At 61.4% G+C, this 17,950-nt stretch carries 16 protein-coding genes; all 16 read right to left on the bottom strand.

All coding sequences use genetic code 11. The annotated features are described in order from the left end of the window. Positions 1–10: 10 nt before the first annotated feature. The 16 genes from ACFOZ5_RS02870 to ACFOZ5_RS02795 all read right to left on the bottom strand — a co-directional run bounded on the left by ACFOZ5_RS02870 (position 11) and on the right by ACFOZ5_RS02795 (position 17,638). Positions 11–622: a DUF2931 family protein gene (locus ACFOZ5_RS02870; protein ID WP_379885305.1), complete on the bottom strand. Its 612-nt coding sequence runs from the start codon at positions 620–622 to the stop codon at positions 11–13. A 2-nt stretch (positions 623–624) separates the two neighbouring features. Next, on the bottom strand, positions 625–2,583 hold the full coding sequence (locus ACFOZ5_RS02865; RefSeq protein WP_379885304.1) for a T6SS phospholipase effector Tle1-like catalytic domain-containing protein: 1,959 nt from the start codon (positions 2,581–2,583) through the stop codon (positions 625–627). A gap of 148 nt (positions 2,584–2,731) precedes the next feature. Further along, positions 2,732–3,751, bottom strand: coding sequence for an AgmX/PglI C-terminal domain-containing protein (locus tag ACFOZ5_RS02860; protein ID WP_379885303.1), 1,020 nt, complete (start codon positions 3,749–3,751; stop codon positions 2,732–2,734). Position 3,752: 1 nt separating this feature from the next. Then, on the bottom strand, positions 3,753–4,280 hold the full coding sequence (locus ACFOZ5_RS02855) for an ExbD/TolR family protein (protein WP_379885302.1): 528 nt from the start codon (positions 4,278–4,280) through the stop codon (positions 3,753–3,755). Next, on the bottom strand, positions 4,277–4,798 hold the full coding sequence (locus tag ACFOZ5_RS02850) for an ExbD/TolR family protein (protein ID WP_379885301.1): 522 nt from the start codon (positions 4,796–4,798) through the stop codon (positions 4,277–4,279). The genes ACFOZ5_RS02855 and ACFOZ5_RS02850 overlap by 4 nt, the downstream gene beginning before the upstream one ends. Before the next feature lie 34 nt (positions 4,799–4,832). After that, complete coding sequence (locus tag ACFOZ5_RS02845; protein ID WP_379885300.1) at positions 4,833–5,531, bottom strand: MotA/TolQ/ExbB proton channel family protein; 699 nt, start codon at positions 5,529–5,531, stop codon at positions 4,833–4,835. Between the two features lie 6 nt (positions 5,532–5,537). Beyond that, a complete protein-coding gene (locus ACFOZ5_RS02840) occupies positions 5,538–5,903 on the bottom strand; it encodes a hypothetical protein (RefSeq protein ID WP_379885299.1) in 366 nt (121 codons plus the stop codon). A gap of 17 nt (positions 5,904–5,920) precedes the next feature. Further along, positions 5,921–6,499, bottom strand: coding sequence for a tetratricopeptide repeat protein (locus tag ACFOZ5_RS02835; protein ID WP_379885298.1), 579 nt, complete (start codon positions 6,497–6,499; stop codon positions 5,921–5,923). After that, the gene (locus ACFOZ5_RS02830) at positions 6,486–11,114 is read right to left on the bottom strand and encodes a tetratricopeptide repeat protein (protein WP_379885297.1); all 4,629 of its coding nucleotides are present in this window, start codon (positions 11,112–11,114) and stop codon (positions 6,486–6,488) included. Before ACFOZ5_RS02830 ends, ACFOZ5_RS02835 begins: the two co-directional genes overlap by 14 nt. Positions 11,115–11,128: 14 nt before the next feature. After that, complete coding sequence (locus ACFOZ5_RS02825; protein WP_379885296.1) at positions 11,129–11,680, bottom strand: AraC family transcriptional regulator; 552 nt, start codon at positions 11,678–11,680, stop codon at positions 11,129–11,131. Between the two features lie 53 nt (positions 11,681–11,733). Continuing rightward, complete coding sequence (locus ACFOZ5_RS02820; protein WP_379885295.1) at positions 11,734–12,885, bottom strand: DUF3570 domain-containing protein; 1,152 nt, start codon at positions 12,883–12,885, stop codon at positions 11,734–11,736. Continuing rightward, positions 12,872–13,111, bottom strand: a complete 240-nt coding sequence (locus ACFOZ5_RS02815) for a DUF4266 domain-containing protein (RefSeq protein WP_379885294.1) — start codon at positions 13,109–13,111, stop codon at positions 12,872–12,874. The genes ACFOZ5_RS02820 and ACFOZ5_RS02815 overlap by 14 nt, the downstream gene beginning before the upstream one ends. 7 nt (positions 13,112–13,118) lie before the next feature. Further along, complete coding sequence (locus ACFOZ5_RS02810; protein WP_379885293.1) at positions 13,119–13,616, bottom strand: TlpA family protein disulfide reductase; 498 nt, start codon at positions 13,614–13,616, stop codon at positions 13,119–13,121. 52 nt (positions 13,617–13,668) lie between these two features. After that, entirely contained in the window at positions 13,669–14,331 is a 663-nt protein-coding gene (locus tag ACFOZ5_RS02805; RefSeq protein WP_379885291.1) for an outer membrane beta-barrel domain-containing protein, read from the bottom strand. Beyond that, the gene (locus tag ACFOZ5_RS02800) at positions 14,301–15,083 is read right to left on the bottom strand and encodes an SH3 domain-containing protein (protein ID WP_379885290.1); all 783 of its coding nucleotides are present in this window, start codon (positions 15,081–15,083) and stop codon (positions 14,301–14,303) included. The genes ACFOZ5_RS02805 and ACFOZ5_RS02800 overlap by 31 nt, the downstream gene beginning before the upstream one ends. After that, the gene (locus ACFOZ5_RS02795; protein WP_379885288.1) at positions 15,083–17,638 is read right to left on the bottom strand and encodes an HzsA-related protein; all 2,556 of its coding nucleotides are present in this window, start codon (positions 17,636–17,638) and stop codon (positions 15,083–15,085) included. Before ACFOZ5_RS02795 ends, ACFOZ5_RS02800 begins: the two co-directional genes overlap by 1 nt. Between the last annotated feature and the right edge of the window lie 312 nt (positions 17,639–17,950).

Here is a 17,950-nt window from a genome sequence, read left to right as displayed (position 1 = left end):
AGCCGGCGTACTACCACTTATCAAGCTGCAAACCGTGCTCTTCCAGATAAGCACCGTGCTCTCGACGATACTCATCGGCGATTTCCTTGTGGTAACCGGATGGGCGGGGGATTTCCTGGGCTTGATAGCGCCCAACCTCTATGGCCGTTTCTTTCTGATTCATGATCCACATAACGACCTGACCGCCCGGGGCCAGCCCCAGCACCAGGTTGTACCTCGGCATGTTCCGTTCTTCTCCACGCCACGTATAGGGCGCGGGTTCCTGCATCTTCTCAAAGAGCCCTTCCGGGTCTTCAAGCTCGATGAGCGCCAGATAGGAGGTCTCTTCCGCAAAGGAGAACCATTGGACGATGAATTGCTCTGGCATAGCATACCACTCGGCGCTTTTTCCACGTGGGGCTTTCCAGCAACAGCCGAGAGTGCCGATCGGGGCGCTCCAGCCAATATCCTCAGACACGGATTCGATGATGAATTTGCTTACCCAGACTTCGTAATGCGCAGGGGCCACGACTTCTATGTCCCAGTTGACGGCCCTGTCCCACTTGGGTGCAGACCATTCCGAGCAGGCAGATAGGAGTAACCAAAAAGGTATCACCAGCCAGATTCGTAGGTTTACCCTCATGACTAAAGCTCCTTGTTATTATAAATCACTCGTTTCCGCCCGGGAGCAGCCTCAAAGGGATACATCGGGCCCATGGCCCCGTAATGGTCTGAATGGTGGATGTAGCGCTGCTTCAGCAAAGCCCGTTTATCGTCTTCCAGAGCCAACGTTTCTCCCTCAAGAACGTGGGCCTCTATTGCCGTAGCGATTTCTGAAAGCTCGCTCGGGATCAACATACTCTCCATGTCCTCAGTTATTGGCCTCAGGGGCACCCCCTTCCTAACAGCAAGTTCGCGCATGACATGGAGAGGAATCCTTGAATACTCACCCCTAACCTCACGGGTTAACCAGAGGCTCAGACGCTGCTTCCCCATGTTTCCTGGCACGGGTGCACTCCTGATCTCGAACTTTCCCTCCAGGTTATACTCGCCGACCCATCCTTCCTGCTCAACAGCAGCCAGTTGCTGCTCGATCTCCCTCCGCTCTGGCGCGTGGGGCCCAAATGCCATAACCGGGGGACGTACAATAACGTCCTCCAGCCAGCGGTCCCTGTAGCCTCCCCCGAGGTCCGAGTGCACGCCGGGCAAGACCCATTCGCCAAAATGCGACGGTAAATTACCGGAGTCGCCACGAAGGCTGTTCAAAGCAAAATTTTTCCGCCGCTCATGCTCTGAGGTCAAATGTGCGACATGCTGAACCGCATCTGCGGAAATGTGAATGTTAGCGGGGTCATTAGACTCATTGGCGGGAGAGAAATCGAAACTGGTAACGTCGGCAATGGCAGCAACCGTGTCAAATATACCCAGGAAGCGAATGGTAACCGTCTCCGGCCAAGGGAGCCCTGCGTCATGGAAGGCCTTGCCCAGCACCCCATCAGGACGAACAATAACTTTTCTGCTCACGGGGAATGCGTCGTCGATCAAAACCCGTGTTTCTTTCCCACCGGCAATCACTTCATTGACGAAATGGCGAGCAGTGGCGGCCCCGCGACTAAAGCCGAAGACATCCAGAACAAGCTCGTCGATTTTTTCCTCTCCCAACTCCCCTAAACTCTCTGTAAGACGCTCGGCTCCCAGCTCAGTTTTTGCAAACAATCCCTGTCCGCCAAGCCCTGTCCCCAGCCCGATGCCTGAATCTCTATCACCTGTCTTCGTCCCGACACCAGGCAGATAAACCGACAGCGAATGTGTTGTCTGATTCCCCTCAGACTTAGTTTCGTTCAGATACAAATATTCCAGTTTGGACACGTTCGTTTCCGCGCCCAGGTAACTCTCTCCTGAATGCTGGGAAACGATCAGATTGCATTCGTCCTCGGACAATTTTTCGGTCTCATAGGCTGCGAGGCATTCGTCGATCTTGTCCTGGAAGCTCTGGATATTGCCCCGGTTATTCCCCGTTCCATCGAAGAAGACGCCAGCCTCCACCCGTACTTTAGGCTTGGGGGGTTCGGCACCTACCGGGTTCAGGTTTTCAGTCTTGGGAACCTGTGCGCCAGGAACGGCAGGGGGAGCATCAAAGCCACTTGGAACGATCTTGTCCTGAGCAGCCGGGGGGCGACTTGATACTGCCTGGGTACGTGGCTGATCCGCCTGTTGTTTCGGTTCTGGCTCAAGTACCGATGGTGCTGCAAAGGGCGCGCTACCTGCACCGGCAATGGCCTCAACCAGAGTCGATCGCTCCTCATAAACGAATAGCTCGCCACGGTGGATCTTGTCGGCAAGGTCCCGGATCAGTTCCTGGATATTGCCGGGGCGGATCCAGGGCTTCTGGTAGACCAGTTGCCAGACGTCGTACAAACCGTAGCTGAAGGGATCATTGCCTTGGTAGTGGACCAGCCTGCGCAAAGACTCGGTGGCATAAGCGCGATCGTGGATAAATGCCAGGTGGTTGCGGCCAAACGGATCATTGCCCCGGTACCAACGAGTGAAAACGTAGATACGATTAAGCGGGGCCCCAATTTCAATGGGGTCTTTGAGAAACATCCCTGTCGTCCTTGTAGTGTGGTCTCTTGCGTCCTGCCTTGGCCGAATCATCCATTCGACCAACGTCATGGAATAGTAATATGGGTAAGAAGTCAATCGATCCGCCCGCAGACCACTATCGCGACCAACCAGGGTTTAATACCCAGGACTAACCCGGCAATAACTCGATCGGGTAGCGGTAAGGGGTAGCCTCTGCCCCATCCTTCTCGCCGAAGTTCACCAGTTGCAGGCGGGCGCAGATCTTTGCCTCCAGCGCGGGCGCGTTGAGGGACGATTCCACAATCCGGCAGCTGGAGACGGCGCCGCTCTCCTCGATCACCAGCTCCGGTGTCACGGTGCCACGCAGGGACGGATTCCGGCGCAACGCGCGGTTGTAGATACTGAATACCGCCGACTTGTTCGCATCCATGATCCGACGCACTTCCGCGCTACTGCGGCTTACCTGCCGGCTGGTGGTAGGCGCCGGTTCTGCCTGCGGCGAACGCTGTGGCGAAGCGGTCTCCCGCGGCGCCTGCACCTGGGCCTGCTGGCGATCCTGCAGTGCCACGTCCCGTGTCCGGGTTGACGCCTGGTGGTCTGACACGCCCTGGGACCGCTGACGACTGGCCTGCTGGGCCACCCGGTCGGTGTTGGTCGCTGCCGGCTCGTCACTGCGCGTCCTTGGCCCCTGCAACGACGTGTTGCCGGAGCGATCACGCAGGGCCGACAGCTCGCTGCTCATGGCCATGATACCGGTATTGCGGGCGGTCTCCCGGGCCTGCTCCTCTTCCGTGGGCTGCGGGCTGGGGGGCTCCGGCTCGGGCGCGGCGGCGGTCTGCTCCGCCGGCGCGGGTGCTGGCGCTGGTTCTGGCTCAGGCTCAGGTTCCGGTTCAGGCGCCGGGGCCGGTTCAGGTTGTGGCAACGGTTCCGGTGTTGCGGTTGCCGGTTCAGGCTCAGGTTCCGGCTCTGGCTCTGGCTCGGGTTCAGGTTCAGGCTCCGGTTCCAGGATCAGCTCGGCCAGTTGTACCGGCTCTTCCTTCTCCTTCGGTGGCGGCTCAGGAATCGGCATAAATTCCAGTACCACAATCGCCACCAGGAACAGCGGCGCCAGTATCCAGCTGATGATTCTCAGGCGTCGGCGTTCGCTGTGGTTCTCTTCCCAGGGCAGTCCATAGCGGCTGGCAGCCATATTACACACCCTCCGGAGTCTTCTGGGTGACCGCCAGGGAGATGGCCGAATAGCCTGCCTCGGTACAGGAAGCCATCAGCTTGCGCAGCACCTCATAGGGCAGTTCCTGGTCCGCCAGGATATTGACCGGCCAGCCAGCCAAAGCTCCGGTGTCGCCCTCCGGTAGCGAGCCGGCGTCATTGCGGCCCGGAACCTCCAGTGCCTTCAGCGCCTGGGTCAGCGGCGGTACCGCCGCGGTTTCGGTGGCGTCCAGGGCCGCCCGGGTTATGATGAGCTGGCCGTTGAGGAACACGTTATGGCCGGTGACGATCAGCGTCGGGGCGTCGTCCGGGGCCTGCTGGGACGTGGATTCCGGCAGCACGATCTCGGGGTTGTCGCTGATCAGCTGATTGTCCGCCGATGAATTCACCATCAGGAAGAACACCAGGATGGTGAAGATATCCATCAGCGAGACCAGGTTCAGCTTGCCCTGGTTCTTGGTACGGCGCTGGTGGCGTCTGAGCCGGCGGGCCCGTGGGGATTCCTTCACGGTGTCACCTCCCCTACCTGATAGTCTGGCGCATCGCCCACGGAAATATTGGGGAAGAGCTTCACCTCCACCAGGCTGGTGACTTCCACGGCCTGGAATGAGCGCACCGTGTCCATCACCGTGATCAGGGTCTGGTAGTGGGTATCCGGGCTGGACTTGACGGTCACATCCTCCTGCTCCGGCCAGCGCTTCTTGAGCGCCTTCATGACCTGTTGTAGCTGATCATAGTCCGGCGCCGTTGCCTCCCCCTCATCCTCGGTTACCGGCGCAATCTCGCGCAGCACATGGCCTTCACTGTCGGTGACGGTCAACTGTTGTCCATGGATAAGCACCACCGGGCGCACCACCTGCTCCTCGGCCGCGGCGCCGGAACTGCGGGGGAAATTGAGTTCAATGATGGTGGTGCGGGCAAACACGACACTCATCAGCAGTACCGGAACCAGCACGATCATCAGGTTCAGGAACGGGGTGACGTCCAGATCCGCTTCACTTGTCAGCCGGCGATGTCTGCGCCTCATGGCCTTCTCCTGACGGGTAACATCCGGGGCGACCTCAGTTGGGGCGGGGGCCCGCGGCGGCAGTCGGCTGAGGGCTGCGCGGCGCTGAAGCGGTGGCGGTAGCCGGAGTGGCGTCACTGATGAGGTTGAGCACCTTGATGCCGGCCATTTCGAAGCTGTCCACGATCTCGTTGGTCTTGGTCTGCAGCACTGCGTGGATCAGCAGCAATGGAATGGCGGCAATCAGGCCGAAGGCGGTGGTACTCATGGCCAGGGAAATACTGCTTGAGAGCATGGCCTGGCGGTTGCCGGCGGCCTCGTCACCACCCAGGGCGGTGAAGGCGTCGATCAGCCCGAAAATGGTGCCCAGCAGCCCCAGCAGGGTGGCCACATTGGCCAGGGTGGCAAGGTACTGGGTGCGCTTTTCCAGGCGGGGCATCACTTCCAGCAAGCCTTCCTCCATGGCGTACTCGATATCTTCCCGTGGCTGCTTGCGGGCCATTCGCAACAGGCCGGCGCCAATCATGGTGGCCATGGCACTGCCGGAATCCCGGGCATAGTTCAAGGCGCCCTTGAGGTCCTTGCGGTGCAGCATCTCATGCAGTTTGCGGAAGTCCCGGCGGTTCACGTGCTTCTGGGCGGTCAGGTAGAGCCACCGTTCCACCGAGACAATCAGCCCGATCAACAGAACCACGGCAATAACGACCATGAAAGGGCCGCCGTCCTGGAAGAAGCCAGCAAAGGATTCGATCATGGTGGGTTACTCCTGGATATCCTGTGATCGTTGGTCTGATGTCAGTTCGGGTTGAGTCTGGTGGTACCGCAGGCGCCGCCTGAAGTCCCCACGCTCCACCAGTGCCGGGGTTTCCCCGGTCATCAGGCGGCGTTCCATGGGGGCCGGACCCTCGCTGGCAACCGGTTGCCAGGGCACCAGGTACAGCACGGTGGGCAGTTCCTGTTCGCCCTGGATGCGGGTGCCTTCAAGGGTGACCACCTGGCCCTGGTCATTACCCTGCTGCCCGAAGGCCGGCGCGGTCGCCAGTACCATCAATGCGGGCAAGGTTACCGATAACCGCCACCGACGACTGTGCCGGGTTTCCCGCTTTTGTGTTTTGAAGCTGGTCATGTCACTCATAAGTGCCGTCAAAGTCGGTTTTTGAGATCCGCTACCCATTGCGACACCATCGGGTCCGGTTCTGGCAGCAGGGTCTGGTACTGCTCATAGAGTCGGAGTGCCTCACGATGCTGCCCCTGGTAGAGGTCCAGCAGGATGCCCAGGTTGCGCAGACTGGGCAGGTGGTCCGGATCAGCGGTCAGGGCCCGCCGGTAGTAGTCTTCCGCCTGGCCAAACTCTCCCGCCTTGCGGGCCATTACCCCCAGGTGATTCAGGGCATCCGGCTGTTCTGCGTTCCGTTCCAGCACCTGCTCGAAGCAGGCCCGGGCGGCATCGGTGTTATCGTCGCGAAAGTCGAGAATGCACAGATTCAGCAGCGGGCCAGTCAGGTCCGGCTGCGCCTGGTGGAGGCGCTGCAATGCCTGCCGGGCCCGGGACGGGTCCTCATCCATCAGCGCCACCGCCTGCTGGAACTGGTTGCGGAATTCCGGCGAGATGGCGGACTCGCCACGGCTTTCCCGACGATCCCGGTCCGGTGCGGTGGCACAGCCGGCTACCAGCGCTACCGCCAGCAGCAGGCTCAGGTGCCTGGGTTTATTCCAGTTCATGAACAGCTCCTCCGGCTTGTTCCGGCTTCTGGTAGCGGGCGGGCAACAGCTTGCCCAGAGCCTCGAAGCTGCGGCGGATCCAGGCGTCGTAGTGGCCATCCCGGGTCTGTTCGATGTTCTGTTCGTGGATGGCGATGGCGTCGTCCTCGAAGGGATAGGCCTGCTCTTCCAGCAGCAGTTCGTACTGCATGGTCTCCATGTCACTCAGGCCGGCGGGCCGTTCCGAGTTCATCAGGTCGTTGGCCAGGGTGCGATAGAGTTCCGCCAGACGATACCCCGCCTGACTGTTGTAATCCTCGTGGCCATAGGCGGCGGCCTTCTCATAGCCATCGGCGGCGGCTTCCAGCGCCCCCATCTTGGCCCGCAGGTTATCCTGCAGGGGCGGAGCCAGGCGGATCGCCTCAAAATCCGCCCGCGACTGATCGGCCAGGGTAATGGCCGCTTCCGAGGCGAGCATGGCGGTGCGGTTAGTGGCCGAATCCCCCAGGCGATCGGCGGTGGCAATCTGCTGCTGCAGCCAGTACTGGCGGCTGTCTCCATCGCCCCGCTCAGCATGGAGCTCCGCCAGCCGGTTGGCGGCTTCCATATAGGGCCCCACGGGGTCCGGCCACTGCTGGGCGTAGCGCTGGTAGGCGTCGATAGCCTCGGCCTCGCTACCGCCCCGGTCATACAGTTCCGCCGCCAGCCAGCGGTTTTCCCGTTGTGTGTCCGGGTCGGTGCTACGGTCTGCCAGGATGGTCAGTTCCTCGGCGGCCCGTTGCCATTGCCCGGTCTCCCGGTAGGCCAGGGCCATGCGAGCGGGCAGCTGCGCGGTCAGCTCGTGGTCAGGCTGATCCGTCCGCAGGTCGTTCATGACCATCAGGGCGTCATCGTAATCCCCCATATCCAGCAGCAGGCCTGCCGCATCGTAGCGGGCGCGGGCACTGATTTCGGTACCGGGCGCAGACTGGGCCACCCGCAGCCATTCAGTGACCGCAGCCTGCTTTTCACCGGCTTCCAGTAACTGCTCACCCTGCTGGTATACTGAGGCTGCCAGGCTGTCCTGCAACTGGCTGCGACGCCCATCGTCCGCCGGCATATCCGCCAGGGCACCGGTATAGGCCTGCTCGGCGCTGCGGTAGTCGCCGGTGTCGTAATAACTCTGGGCCTGCAGCAGACGGGTCTCCAGTGCCAGGGTGGGATCCTGCAGTGGCTGCCAGGACAGCAACCGGTCGCCCAGTTCCTGCACACCGCGATGGTTGCCGGCCGCAGCCTCATACTGGATAGCGCTGTAGAGAATGGCTTCGGCCCGTTCGTCATCCGGGAATCGGCTGGCAAAACGGATCCGGCTCTGTTGCTCCAGATCTGGCCAGGGGCCATCGGCATTGTCGGTCAGGCCCGATTCCCGATAGGCGAGGATGGCGGCATAGCCTGCTTCGGCGGCCCGGTCATGCTGGCCGTGGTCGTAAGCCACCCGCTCGAAGATCTCGATGGCGGCACCCCATTGCTGCTGGGCCAGACGGGTCTCCGCCAGCAGGAAGAGCATCTCCGGCGTCTTCGGGTGGTCCGGGAAGGTATCCGCAAAATCCAGGTAGAAAGTGGCGGCCATATCGTATTGCTGGTCACGGATTGCCGGATCAGTGGCGTCCTGTGCCTGCAGGTAATGGCGGTTGGCCAGTTCCGGCAGCAGCACGATCAACTGGTCGCGGATAGCACCCCGTACCGTATCCGGCGCCTGCTGCCAGTAAGCACTGCGGACACCGTATTGTTCCACGAAGCGTGCCTGGGCCGGTGGCACCGCCTCGGGGAAGCCGCCGTCGCGGTAGATATCCATGATGCGAACCGCATAGTGGGGCGACTGTTCGCTGAACGGATGGGCGTCGATGTACTGCTGGTAGACACCAATCGCGTCTGTGTACTGCTCCCGGCCCTGAAGCTGTTCAGCGTAACGCTCGTAGACGACAGGTTCCCAGGGCCTGGGACCAATACGTTCAAACAGGTCGGCCACTGCGGGCGCCCCGCCCTGGTAAGAGAAAGACAGGCCAAGCACCCGGAACAGGTCCTCCACCAGGGTCTGGTGCTGTCGGTCCAGGTCGCCGGGGGTGGCGTTGTCCGGCAACAGCCGGTCCAGGGCGTGGCTGTAGCTGACCACGGCAGTGTCGTAGTCGCCCTGGCGGAACTCGGACCAGCCCTTCATGTAGAAGGCATGACTGGCAAAGGTTTGCTGGCGTTCGTCTTCAGAGCCGTCGCTGGCGCGGATCACGGCAGCGTAGCCGGTCTCCGCCGCCGCATAGTCGCCTTCGATGAACAGCAGTTCGGCACGACGGAACTGGGCTTCGACCCAGAGCGGCGAGTCCGGGTGCTGTTCAATCAGGGTTTCCAGTTCCTGCCGCTGGGCGTCGCGGTCGCCCCTCAGATCGTAGATACGTGCCAGCTGGTAGCGGATGCGGTGGTTATCCGCATGCCCCGGATTATCTTTCAACAACGCCTGGTAACCGGCAATAACCGGATCAAAGGTGTCTTCGGCAGTGTCCGCGTAGCGACCCTCGGCCTCAATGAACATCAGGTCGTGAAGCCGGTATCGGGTGGCATGCAGGGCTTCAGGATCGTCCAGCAGCACCAGCAGCTCCCGGTAGCGGGTGATCAGCTGGTCGAGGGTGGCAGCCAGTTGCTCCGGCGAGGCCTCCAGGGAATTCCGGTCTTCCCGGTACTGCTGATCCAGCAGGCGGGTCTCCGCCAGCCGTGACGCCAACAGGTAACGATGGGCCTGTTGCTGGTCACGACGGTAGTGGTCACGCAGTTGTGCCAGCAGCTGGTTGCGGGCATCGTTCCGGGCATCGGCAATGGCCCCGGTAAGCCCCCGCAGACGGCCATGGCTTTCTTCCACCCGGGCCGACAGCTCCCCCAACGCGCCGGGGCTGGCCATTTCCTGCTCCAGGCGGGCCTTGCGGGCGGTCAGTTCGTCCAGGGCGGCATCCAGACGATTCAGTTCGCTGCGCACCTGCCAGCGGTTGGGACCGTAGTCATCGACCAGCTGCCAGGTCAGTGAAGCGGCGACCCGTTCCAGCTTGCGGCGCTGCTCCGCCGTGCGTTCGTCATCCGGCAGCCGGGCAAGCCTCGCCTGGGCGCGCTCCAGTCGTTTGCTCAGCGCCTTTTGTTCGCGGGTCATGAAGAAAGCCGCATCTTCTTCCGATTCGGCTCTGCCCACCTGTTCATGAAAGGCCTGCTGGCGCTGGAACCACTGGTCATCCTCAATGCCGGCCAGGGCCTTTCGGGTCTGCCGGATACGTTCGCTGCGCTGCTGGCGACGGGTCTCCAGCATGAGGTTAAAGGAGGCCAGCTTCTGGTCTCCGGATTCCAGCAGGCGGGCCATCTGGTTCAGTTCATGGAAATCCTTGAGGGCCCGCTGGAAGGACTCCCCGGCAATCAGCTCTGCCAGTCCGGCGGCGTCTTCACCCGCGTCAGGGGCCGGCATGACCTCCAGGCGACCATAGGGATCCGTGACGATGGACTCGGGAAACTCGAGCAACGTGGTGCCGGGAAGCCAGCGTTGCCTGCCCTGTTCTTCCGAGGCAAACACCACGGCGGCGAGCAGGTCGTCCTGGTTTGGCGCCACCAGCCTGCCCGCGGCACCATCGTAGCGATCCTGCCAATAGGACGCGGCGTCCCGGTACGCGGTCAGCGCCTGTTCCCGACGCCCGGCCCGCTCATGGAGAACGCCCCGTACCAGGGCCATCTGTTGTGGCGATGCCTCGCCCGTTTCCATGGCGGCCCAGTGGGCAAGCACCTGCTCGGCGTCCTCGCCCTCCGCGGACAGGGTTTCCAGGCGGCGGGCCCGTGCCCCGAACAGGCTCTGATCATCGATGCCGGCGAGCACCTTTGGCACCTCACTGTGCTCACCTGACTGGTAGCGTAACGCCGCCAGGGTCAGCCGGATGCGGTCCTGCAGTGCCTGGCGCTCGCCCTGCCGGGCATCCTGCCAGTCATCATCGTCCAGATCGCTGGCCAGTGCCTCGAGCGCCTGTTCCCGGTGGTCCGGGCCGCCGACCAGTATCCGGTTATAGCGCAGGTAGGCGGAAAAAAGGCTGTCGTCCGGCAAGTCGTCCAGGATACCCGCCAGTTCCGGGGCTTCCCCGGAGAGCTGGTCCTTCAGGGCAATCTGACCCTGCAGGTAGAGGGATTCACGGTAGAGTTCCGGCTGTTGTTCCCGGAATACGGTCTGATCCAGTTGGGCCAGGGCGTTGCGGGCACTGTCATGGTCCGTTTCCAGGTAGAACACCTTGGCCAGGTAAAACCAGGCCTGGTTGCGCAGGCGCACATCCACGGAGTCATCCAGCAGTTGCTGGAACCGGTCCCGGGCCTCCCGCAGCATGCCCCAGGACAGCATCAGGCCACCTTCCACCAGCGCCGGATGCTGGCCATGGCCGTCAATGCCGCCTTCCTGTCGGGCCACCGCCAGACGCGTCAGGGCATCGAGGGCGTTGCCCTGGTAGTAGTCGTAGAGCACTTCGCCCCAATCGGGGTCCTGGGCACGGGTGGGCGCCTCGCCATTGTCGGCGGACACACCCAGGGACGCACCCACCATCAGCCCGAGGGTGGCCAGGCGAATGCGCACGGCAAGCCGGCTACGGCTCATGGCAGGTCCCACGGTTACTCCCATTCCACCAGTTCAACGGCGGGCTGGTAGTCCGCTGAGCGGTCGCGGATACGGACTTCCAGGGTGGCCGTGCCAGTACCCTTGTCCAGCTGGTAGGTGGCGGCCTTGCGGTAAGGGCGGTTCTCGGGGCCGATACCGTCCACGAATACAGTGACCTCGTGCTCACCGGTCTTCAGGTTGCCCATGTGAAGGCGCTGCATGCCGCCCCGACGGAGGGCATCCACCTGGCGGACCGTGTAAAGGTGGCTGGCGACCACCTCGTCATCCACCTTCAGCTTGACTGCATCCAGCGACAGGAACTCGCCGGTTTCCACGCTCAGGAACACCGCAAACTGGGTGCTGGCGGGAAACAGCAGGTCTTCCTCCAGCACAAACAGGTCGCGGTTCAGTTCGATCACCTGCTTGCGAAGCTCCTCGACACTCATCGCCACAGAGTCCGGCTCGTCGGTGGTCTCCTGGGCCTGGGACAGGGGTACACAGGCAAGCACCAGCAGAGCCGCCCAGAGCGGAAGCCGGCAGAGTGGGAAACGGTGTTTTGCTGTCATAACGGGCCTCGGAAATTCCGCTGGTCCGCCCTTGGGGGCCGGACTCGAATCATTCAGTATTCAAACAGGATGGACGCCCGGGTGACCCAGGCGTCAAAGCCATACAGGGGTTCCTGTCCTGGCTGATAGCTGCCACTGGCGGTCACGTCCCGGAAGTTGTCGTAGCTGAAGTCCAGGTAATCCACCAGCAGCCCCAACTGCAGCTGGTCAATGCCGGGCACCGGGATCTGCTGCCACTGGTACTCCACCCCGGCGCTGAAGGTGAGTCCGGAGAAGGTGCTCATCTCCTTGTCACGGGCCAGGTGGGTCTGGGAGTTGCCGTAGTCGTACAGGTCGCTGTAGAAGTCGGCCTGCTCCTGGGTGTAGTAACGCACGCCGCCTTCCAGGGTCCAGTTGGTGCCCAGGGCGTGGACGTAGCCCATCTCCACGGTGTGGGCGTCTATACCCCAGGAGTCGGAGAAGTAGCGGTAGCGCCCTTTCACCGAGGCGCGCCAGGGCAGGTAGTAACGGCCACTCACGGCGGCGGACACACTGGTACGGGTCTCCGGGTAGCGTTCCGGCTGATACAGGTAGTTGGTGGGGTCCGATGGATCAACGTAGCGGTTCTGACGGTACGGATTCTCCATGAAGCCCTCATCGGTCACCACCTCCAGGTCCAGCGACATCAGGCTGTTGGGGGTGAGCACCTGGGTCACGCCCAGCTGGTAGTTCTGGCGGTCGACCTCTTCCTCGAAACTGTCGTTGCCCACTTCCATGACGGTGTCCCAGCCCCGGGCATAGCCGATGGACAGGGTGGTCATGTTGCCGAAGAACTCCTGACTGATACCCAGGTAGAGGGTATTGGCCTCATAGTCATTCTCGGTACTGTTGGTGTAGCTGATGCTGAGTATGGAATTACCTTCGAGATAATCGGCACCCAGGGTGTATTCCGTGCGTTCTTCGGTATAGGGGCTGGCGGTGGCCAGCACATCAACCGATGCCGCCGATACCGAGTCCACGTAGTACTGGCCGCTGACAGAGACCTGGTTACCCACACCCTTTCGGACCAGCACCGAGGGACCGTCAATGGTCATGCCCCCACCTTCATAGCGATGGTAGAATGCATCCACGTGGTCCTCCGGCAGGGTCGCTGCCCGCACATTGCCAGCCAACGCCAACAGCACCAGCAATACGGTGACAGCACAACGGCGCTCAGTTACAGCCACAACCACCTCCTGAGCTGCCCTGGGCCCCGCGAGCGGATTCACGGGCACCGTAGACGTGCTGGATGTATTCCCCGGCCTTGCCCTTGCGGCTGTCGAGCATCACCGGGTCCGCAAGGTTGGCCCGCTGGTAGGGCTTGACCCAGGGTTCAGGCGCGGAACAACCGGCGAACAACAGGAATGCCGGCAGGATGCAGAGCAGGAGGCGCGGGAGGGCTGGCATCTTCATAGCAGGCTCATTCCCGGATCAGTTCGCGGATCTGGTCGCGGTAGTCATCCTCATACCCCGGCTGATAGCCGTGGTGGACATAACGGGCCTTGCCATCGCGGTCAATCATCACAGTGGTTGGCATGGCCTGGACGTCATAACGCTCACTGACAGTACTGTCATGATCCCAGAGGATGGCAAAGTCGACCGGCACCGCGTCCAGGAAACGCTCGGCGTCTTCCCGGTGCTGGTCCACGTTCACTGCCAGCACGCGGAAACCGTAGTCCCGGAACTCCTTCTCAATGGCGTCCATATGGGGCATTTCCTGACGGCAGGGTCCGCACCATGAAGCCCAGAAGTTGAGCATGATCACTTCACCACGGAGATCTTCCAGGCGCAGGTTGTCGCCATCGCGGCTCTTCAGGGTGAAATCCGGGGCTGTACCGGAAACGTCTGCTGTGGCAACAGCAGAAACAAGTAAGCCAAGCCCCAGACATAATGCTTTTACCCAGTTTGAACCTTTCACGTTTTAACTCCTCTTTTAACAATATCCGCGTCACGTTATTTATGTGACCGGTTTAAAAGAACACCGAAACCCCTGCACTGATTTCCGTATTAACGAAGGTCTTGTCTTCGCCAAGAATATCGCTGTCGAAAAGATGCTGCCGAACACCGATATGGGCCGACAGACTGTCGGTAAACAGCATCTGATAGCCCGCGCCATAATTAACGGTGAACCGGTTATCACCGGCAAAATCCGTTGAGCCCGCCCCGGCGGTCAGATAGAAGTTGGTGTTGAATACATAACCGCCTGGAAAAAACGCTTCGCCGGGCAATAACCGGTAGCCGAGGTTAAGGTTGTACCAGCTGTAGTCACGGTCATCGTCCGGCAGCAGCTGGACATCGCCGGCCAGGCGCTCGAAACTGGTGTCTTCCGCCTCGGCAAAGCCGATGCCTGCTTCCACGAAGAACGACTCACTGATGTTGTAGGTCAGACGACCGCCATACATGAAAGAGGAGCCGAAATCCTCGATATTGAGCCAGCCGGCTACCGCAGCAATCTCAAAGTTTTCACTGTCCACCAGGGCCTGCTCTACCGGCTGCGGCTCCACATCCGGTTCAATCAGCGGGGGCTCACGCTCCGACTGGGCCAGGACATCCTCCGGTGTGGCCGCAATGGCCACCGCGAAGGCGCTCGCAATGATCACTTTCAGAAGAAAATACCGAGTCCGAGTTTCCATTCCATCACTTCTTCGTTGGTTGTCCGGTCGGTGAAGACCTTGTAGTCGCGGACTTCCGCCCGCAGAAAATAGCGATCCGCCACGTAGTACCTGAGCCCGAAGCCAATGTGGGCCGTGGGGTTCTGGCGGCGCTCGGTCTGGGCCAGAGTCGCCTTGGGACTGATCCAGGCGTAGCCACCACCCATGGTGAGATAGGGCGATAGCCACCAGTCCGGGAACGGCTGGTGCTGGATGCTCAGATTGGCCAGACGGATTTCCGAACGGCTGCCAAGCACCTGTGAGGCCTGGACTTCCAGCGCCAGATTGCGAGTGAACTGCCAGCTGGCGGCGGCACTGATGGCGGCCGCACCTTCGAAGTCACCCATCATGGCGACCACTTCGCCACCACGATTACTGAAGTCATCCCGATCCGGTCGCGGCCCCACGGCTACCTGGCCGTCTTTGGTCAGGGTGCCGGCAGCCAAGTCGTCCTGCAGCACCCAGCCCTCGCGGTCGCGGCTGTCCCGCACCTTGATCCAGCGCGTCTTCTGCTTGAGCAGGGTCAGCCACTCCCCCTTTTCGCTGGCATGGAAGACCGGGTAGCCGATGGCAGGGCCGGTGCGCCATTCCACGAAGGGGGCCGTTACCACCACCTCAGCCGGCCCGTCGCCGGAAGACCACAACCAGTCCAGCATGCCCGCCCGCAATGGCAGGCTCCAGAGCAGACAACACGCCAGCAGCATTCCCTTGCGGGCCAGAGTACTTCGACCCATCAGTTCTCCGGGGTATCAAAGGGGTTGTTGTAATACTGTGCACCCAGGTCCAGCCATTCGCTGACCAGGCGCAGTTCCGCATCAGTGAGAAAGTCCTCGTGAATGCCGCCAGTGGCGAATACGTTCGTAAAACCTTCACTGGCAAGGGCGCCAGCGGTGCTCATCACCGAGGGTAGCGGAACCCGTTCGAGAATCGGAATCATATTGCCGTCGTCATCCAGGATCAGCTCTCCCTCTTCGTCGCGGAGGTATTCGCCGGACTCTACCTGGCGGTCCACCAGCACGCCATCCACCACTTCCTGCTCGAAGCGGGTGGCCAGTAGCTGGCGATAGGCTTCGAACTGGCGAGGCTCGTCGGGAGAAGCCCCGTCGGTCAGATCCAGGCTGCCAGCCGGCACCTGCACGGCACCGTCCTGGTCGGCGCCGGAATGGCAGCCGGTGCAGGTATAGTCCTGCTCTACGCCATCAGTATCCAGAAATACCCGTTCCTTACTCCACAGGGGGTGAATGTGAGTCTCGTAATGGATGACGGAACGACAGTAGGCACTCCAGTCAGCCTGGCAACTGGCTGTCACGGGCAGCGGCGTTTCCAGGTCCGCATAGCGCAAGGCATAGGATGGCACCGGTGTCGTCAGGGCAGGGTCGGCCCACTGGTCCTCGAACGCCACATCCGGGGAGAGCCGTCGAACCTCATTGTGACGGCTCCAGGTTTCTGCCATGGTCTCGCCCATTTCCGCCCACAGCGAGGGGCTGGTGCCCGGGAACTCCACCGTGCTGGTCATGGCTCCGGCGTTGGCCGGGGCCGGGTCGGCGCGGTAGTGGCCGTGGGGTACATCGCTGTTGGCGGTATGGCATCCATTACAGGTAAGTGTCTCGCCGGGGCGAAGCTGGAGCCAGTTCTGGTGGCGGGGAGAGATACGGCGCCCCCGGGCATCCACCACGCTGATGGCAAAGGCCACGTTGGCGGGTACCGCTGCCCGCGCGGAACCGTCCGGCTCCACCGGCACATAGCCAAGGATCTCGCGCATGCCCTGGGCGCGACTGATGCCAAAATCGGCGTTGTCCACCTCCCTCACATCCGGGTCAGGAATGGATACCGGCTTCTCGAAACGCACGAAACGGGCCGGGCGCTCGTCGGCTGATGTCTCAGTGGGATCAGCCATAACGGCAATACCCTCATCCGTCGAATCCACGCCATCTATGTCGTAGACACTGCGGATATGCACGATACCAAGGCCTTCGGTCACCAGTTCGCGGGCGTCCTCCGCCAACACCCCGGTGTCCACCTCCGGTGGGCGATAGGTAGGCCTTGGCCGGGAACTCATCAGCACGGCTTCGGAAATCTGCTGGCCTTCCCGGGCTGGCGCTATGGGTAACTGAGTGTTGTTGCTGACATTGCGTTGCCACAGGCCAAACAGTGGCGGTGCCACTTCATAGCCGCTGGAGTTCAGCCGCGATTCCGTACAGGGCAGGTTGGGCTGGCCGGCGCTGCTACCGCCGACCACCTCACGCACACGGCAGGGGCTCCAACTGATCAGGTAACGATCCGAGCCATCAAACAATGGCATGACCGAATCGAAGCTGCCGGCCAGGCTGGCAGACCCATCCCGGGACTGCCCCGGTACCAGCGGCGACAGTGCATTGCCGGTGCCGCCATCCAGGGTGCGGTTGTATTCCACGAACCGGCTGATATCCACCAGGCTGGGGAAGGAGGTCAGATCGTTGTTGCCCAACCCACGGGCCTGGATAAGGATACGGCCATCCTCCGTCTGGATGGGACGGAAATAGTGCAGATCACTGCCGTCCACATCATGGGAGTGACGACCAAAGACATAGGCCAGGCCAGTGCCATCGGGATTGATCTGGTAGAGGTTGAAACCGTTGTCCCGGGTCTGGCCGGCGTTATCCCAGCGGCTGAACAGGATACGACCGTCGTCCAGCACCACCGGGTCCAGGTCGTGGCTCTGGTTGAAGGTAATCTGGCGGATATTGTCACCCTCGGCAGTCATCACATGCAGGAGGAAGGCGGGGGATCGGCGGTTTTCGTCCTGGGCGGCAAACATACCCTTGCCCTCATCCAGCAGGATGGCCCGGGAGGCTCTCTGGCGGGTGGAGGAGAACACAATGCTGCCATCGGGCAGGTAGGCAGGAGCGATGTCGTGGGCGGAATCCGCTTCGGTATCCGAGGCAATGAGGCGCCGCAGGGAACCTGAGCCCAGGCTGTACTCCCAGATGTTCCAGGTGGGCTCAATAACTTCGTCGCCGGTTACCGGGGCATGCATGGCAAACAGCAGCCGCTCGCCATCATGGGAAACAGTGAGATCACGGACGTCGTAACGCAGGCGCCCGTCATCATCCAGGAACTCCTCGCCACGAAACGCCCCGGAGGTGACATCACGGGACGACGCCGAGGGCGCAGCACTTGCCTTGATAAACAACCGCGCACCGGGCATGAAGGCATCCGGTTCACGGCGGTCACGGGCAACCGGCATGGACGTGCCCTCATTCAGCACCAATGGCCGCTGGATATAGGCCACGGCCTGCTCGTTCACCACCGGATCAGGTTCCTGACTTCCACCACCGGTTTTGCAACCGGCTATTGTCAGAACGGCAAAAAGCAGAGCAACCGACAAACCCGCCCGCCTAATATATAAATGGGAAATTGATTCCGAGAAGCAGTTCACAATTGGTATTCCTTTAATATACCGGTTTCCTCTCTTTTTAAGTATCTCCGGTTATTGCTCACACTCCAATAAGTTTATATGTCGCATTTCATTTATCGTGGGCCAGTACACAAAATAGTTAGATCCCCTACCGTAAAATCGGAGTCCTGTTAAACATGTCACACCTTTTTCGGCATGACGAAA

It is taken from the genome of Marinobacter lacisalsi (assembly GCF_042651045.1).
In the GTDB taxonomy this organism is placed as follows: Bacteria; Pseudomonadota; Gammaproteobacteria; order Pseudomonadales; family Oleiphilaceae; genus Marinobacter; species Marinobacter lacisalsi.
The sequence above is the reverse complement of the archived record's forward strand: the minus strand, read 5'-3'. Positions and strand labels throughout refer to the sequence as shown.

What these genes read in the sequence shown, in the direction of transcription:
- ACFOZ5_RS02840 (WP_379885299.1), bottom strand. Translation starts at nt 5,903, where the DNA reads ATGACCAGCTTCAAAACACAAAAGCGGGAAACCCGGCACAGTCGTCGG.
- ACFOZ5_RS02850 (WP_379885301.1), bottom strand. Translation starts at nt 4,798, where the DNA reads ATGAGGCGCAGACATCGCCGGCTGACAAGTGAAGCGGATCTGGACGTC.
- ACFOZ5_RS02815 (WP_379885294.1), bottom strand. Translation starts at nt 13,111, where the DNA reads ATGAAGATGCCAGCCCTCCCGCGCCTCCTGCTCTGCATCCTGCCGGCA.
- ACFOZ5_RS02825 (WP_379885296.1), bottom strand. Translation starts at nt 11,680, where the DNA reads ATGACAGCAAAACACCGTTTCCCACTCTGCCGGCTTCCGCTCTGGGCG.
- ACFOZ5_RS02830 (WP_379885297.1), bottom strand. Translation starts at nt 11,114, where the DNA reads ATGAGCCGTAGCCGGCTTGCCGTGCGCATTCGCCTGGCCACCCTCGGG.
- ACFOZ5_RS02845 (WP_379885300.1), bottom strand. Translation starts at nt 5,531, where the DNA reads ATGATCGAATCCTTTGCTGGCTTCTTCCAGGACGGCGGCCCTTTCATG.
- ACFOZ5_RS02865 (WP_379885304.1), bottom strand. Translation starts at nt 2,583, where the DNA reads ATGTTTCTCAAAGACCCCATTGAAATTGGGGCCCCGCTTAATCGTATC.
- ACFOZ5_RS02835 (WP_379885298.1), bottom strand. Translation starts at nt 6,499, where the DNA reads ATGAACTGGAATAAACCCAGGCACCTGAGCCTGCTGCTGGCGGTAGCG.
- ACFOZ5_RS02860 (WP_379885303.1), bottom strand. Translation starts at nt 3,751, where the DNA reads ATGGCTGCCAGCCGCTATGGACTGCCCTGGGAAGAGAACCACAGCGAA.
- ACFOZ5_RS02800 (WP_379885290.1), bottom strand. Translation starts at nt 15,083, where the DNA reads ATGGGTCGAAGTACTCTGGCCCGCAAGGGAATGCTGCTGGCGTGTTGT.
- ACFOZ5_RS02870 (WP_379885305.1), bottom strand. Translation starts at nt 622, where the DNA reads ATGAGGGTAAACCTACGAATCTGGCTGGTGATACCTTTTTGGTTACTC.
- ACFOZ5_RS02805 (WP_379885291.1), bottom strand. Translation starts at nt 14,331, where the DNA reads ATGGAAACTCGGACTCGGTATTTTCTTCTGAAAGTGATCATTGCGAGC.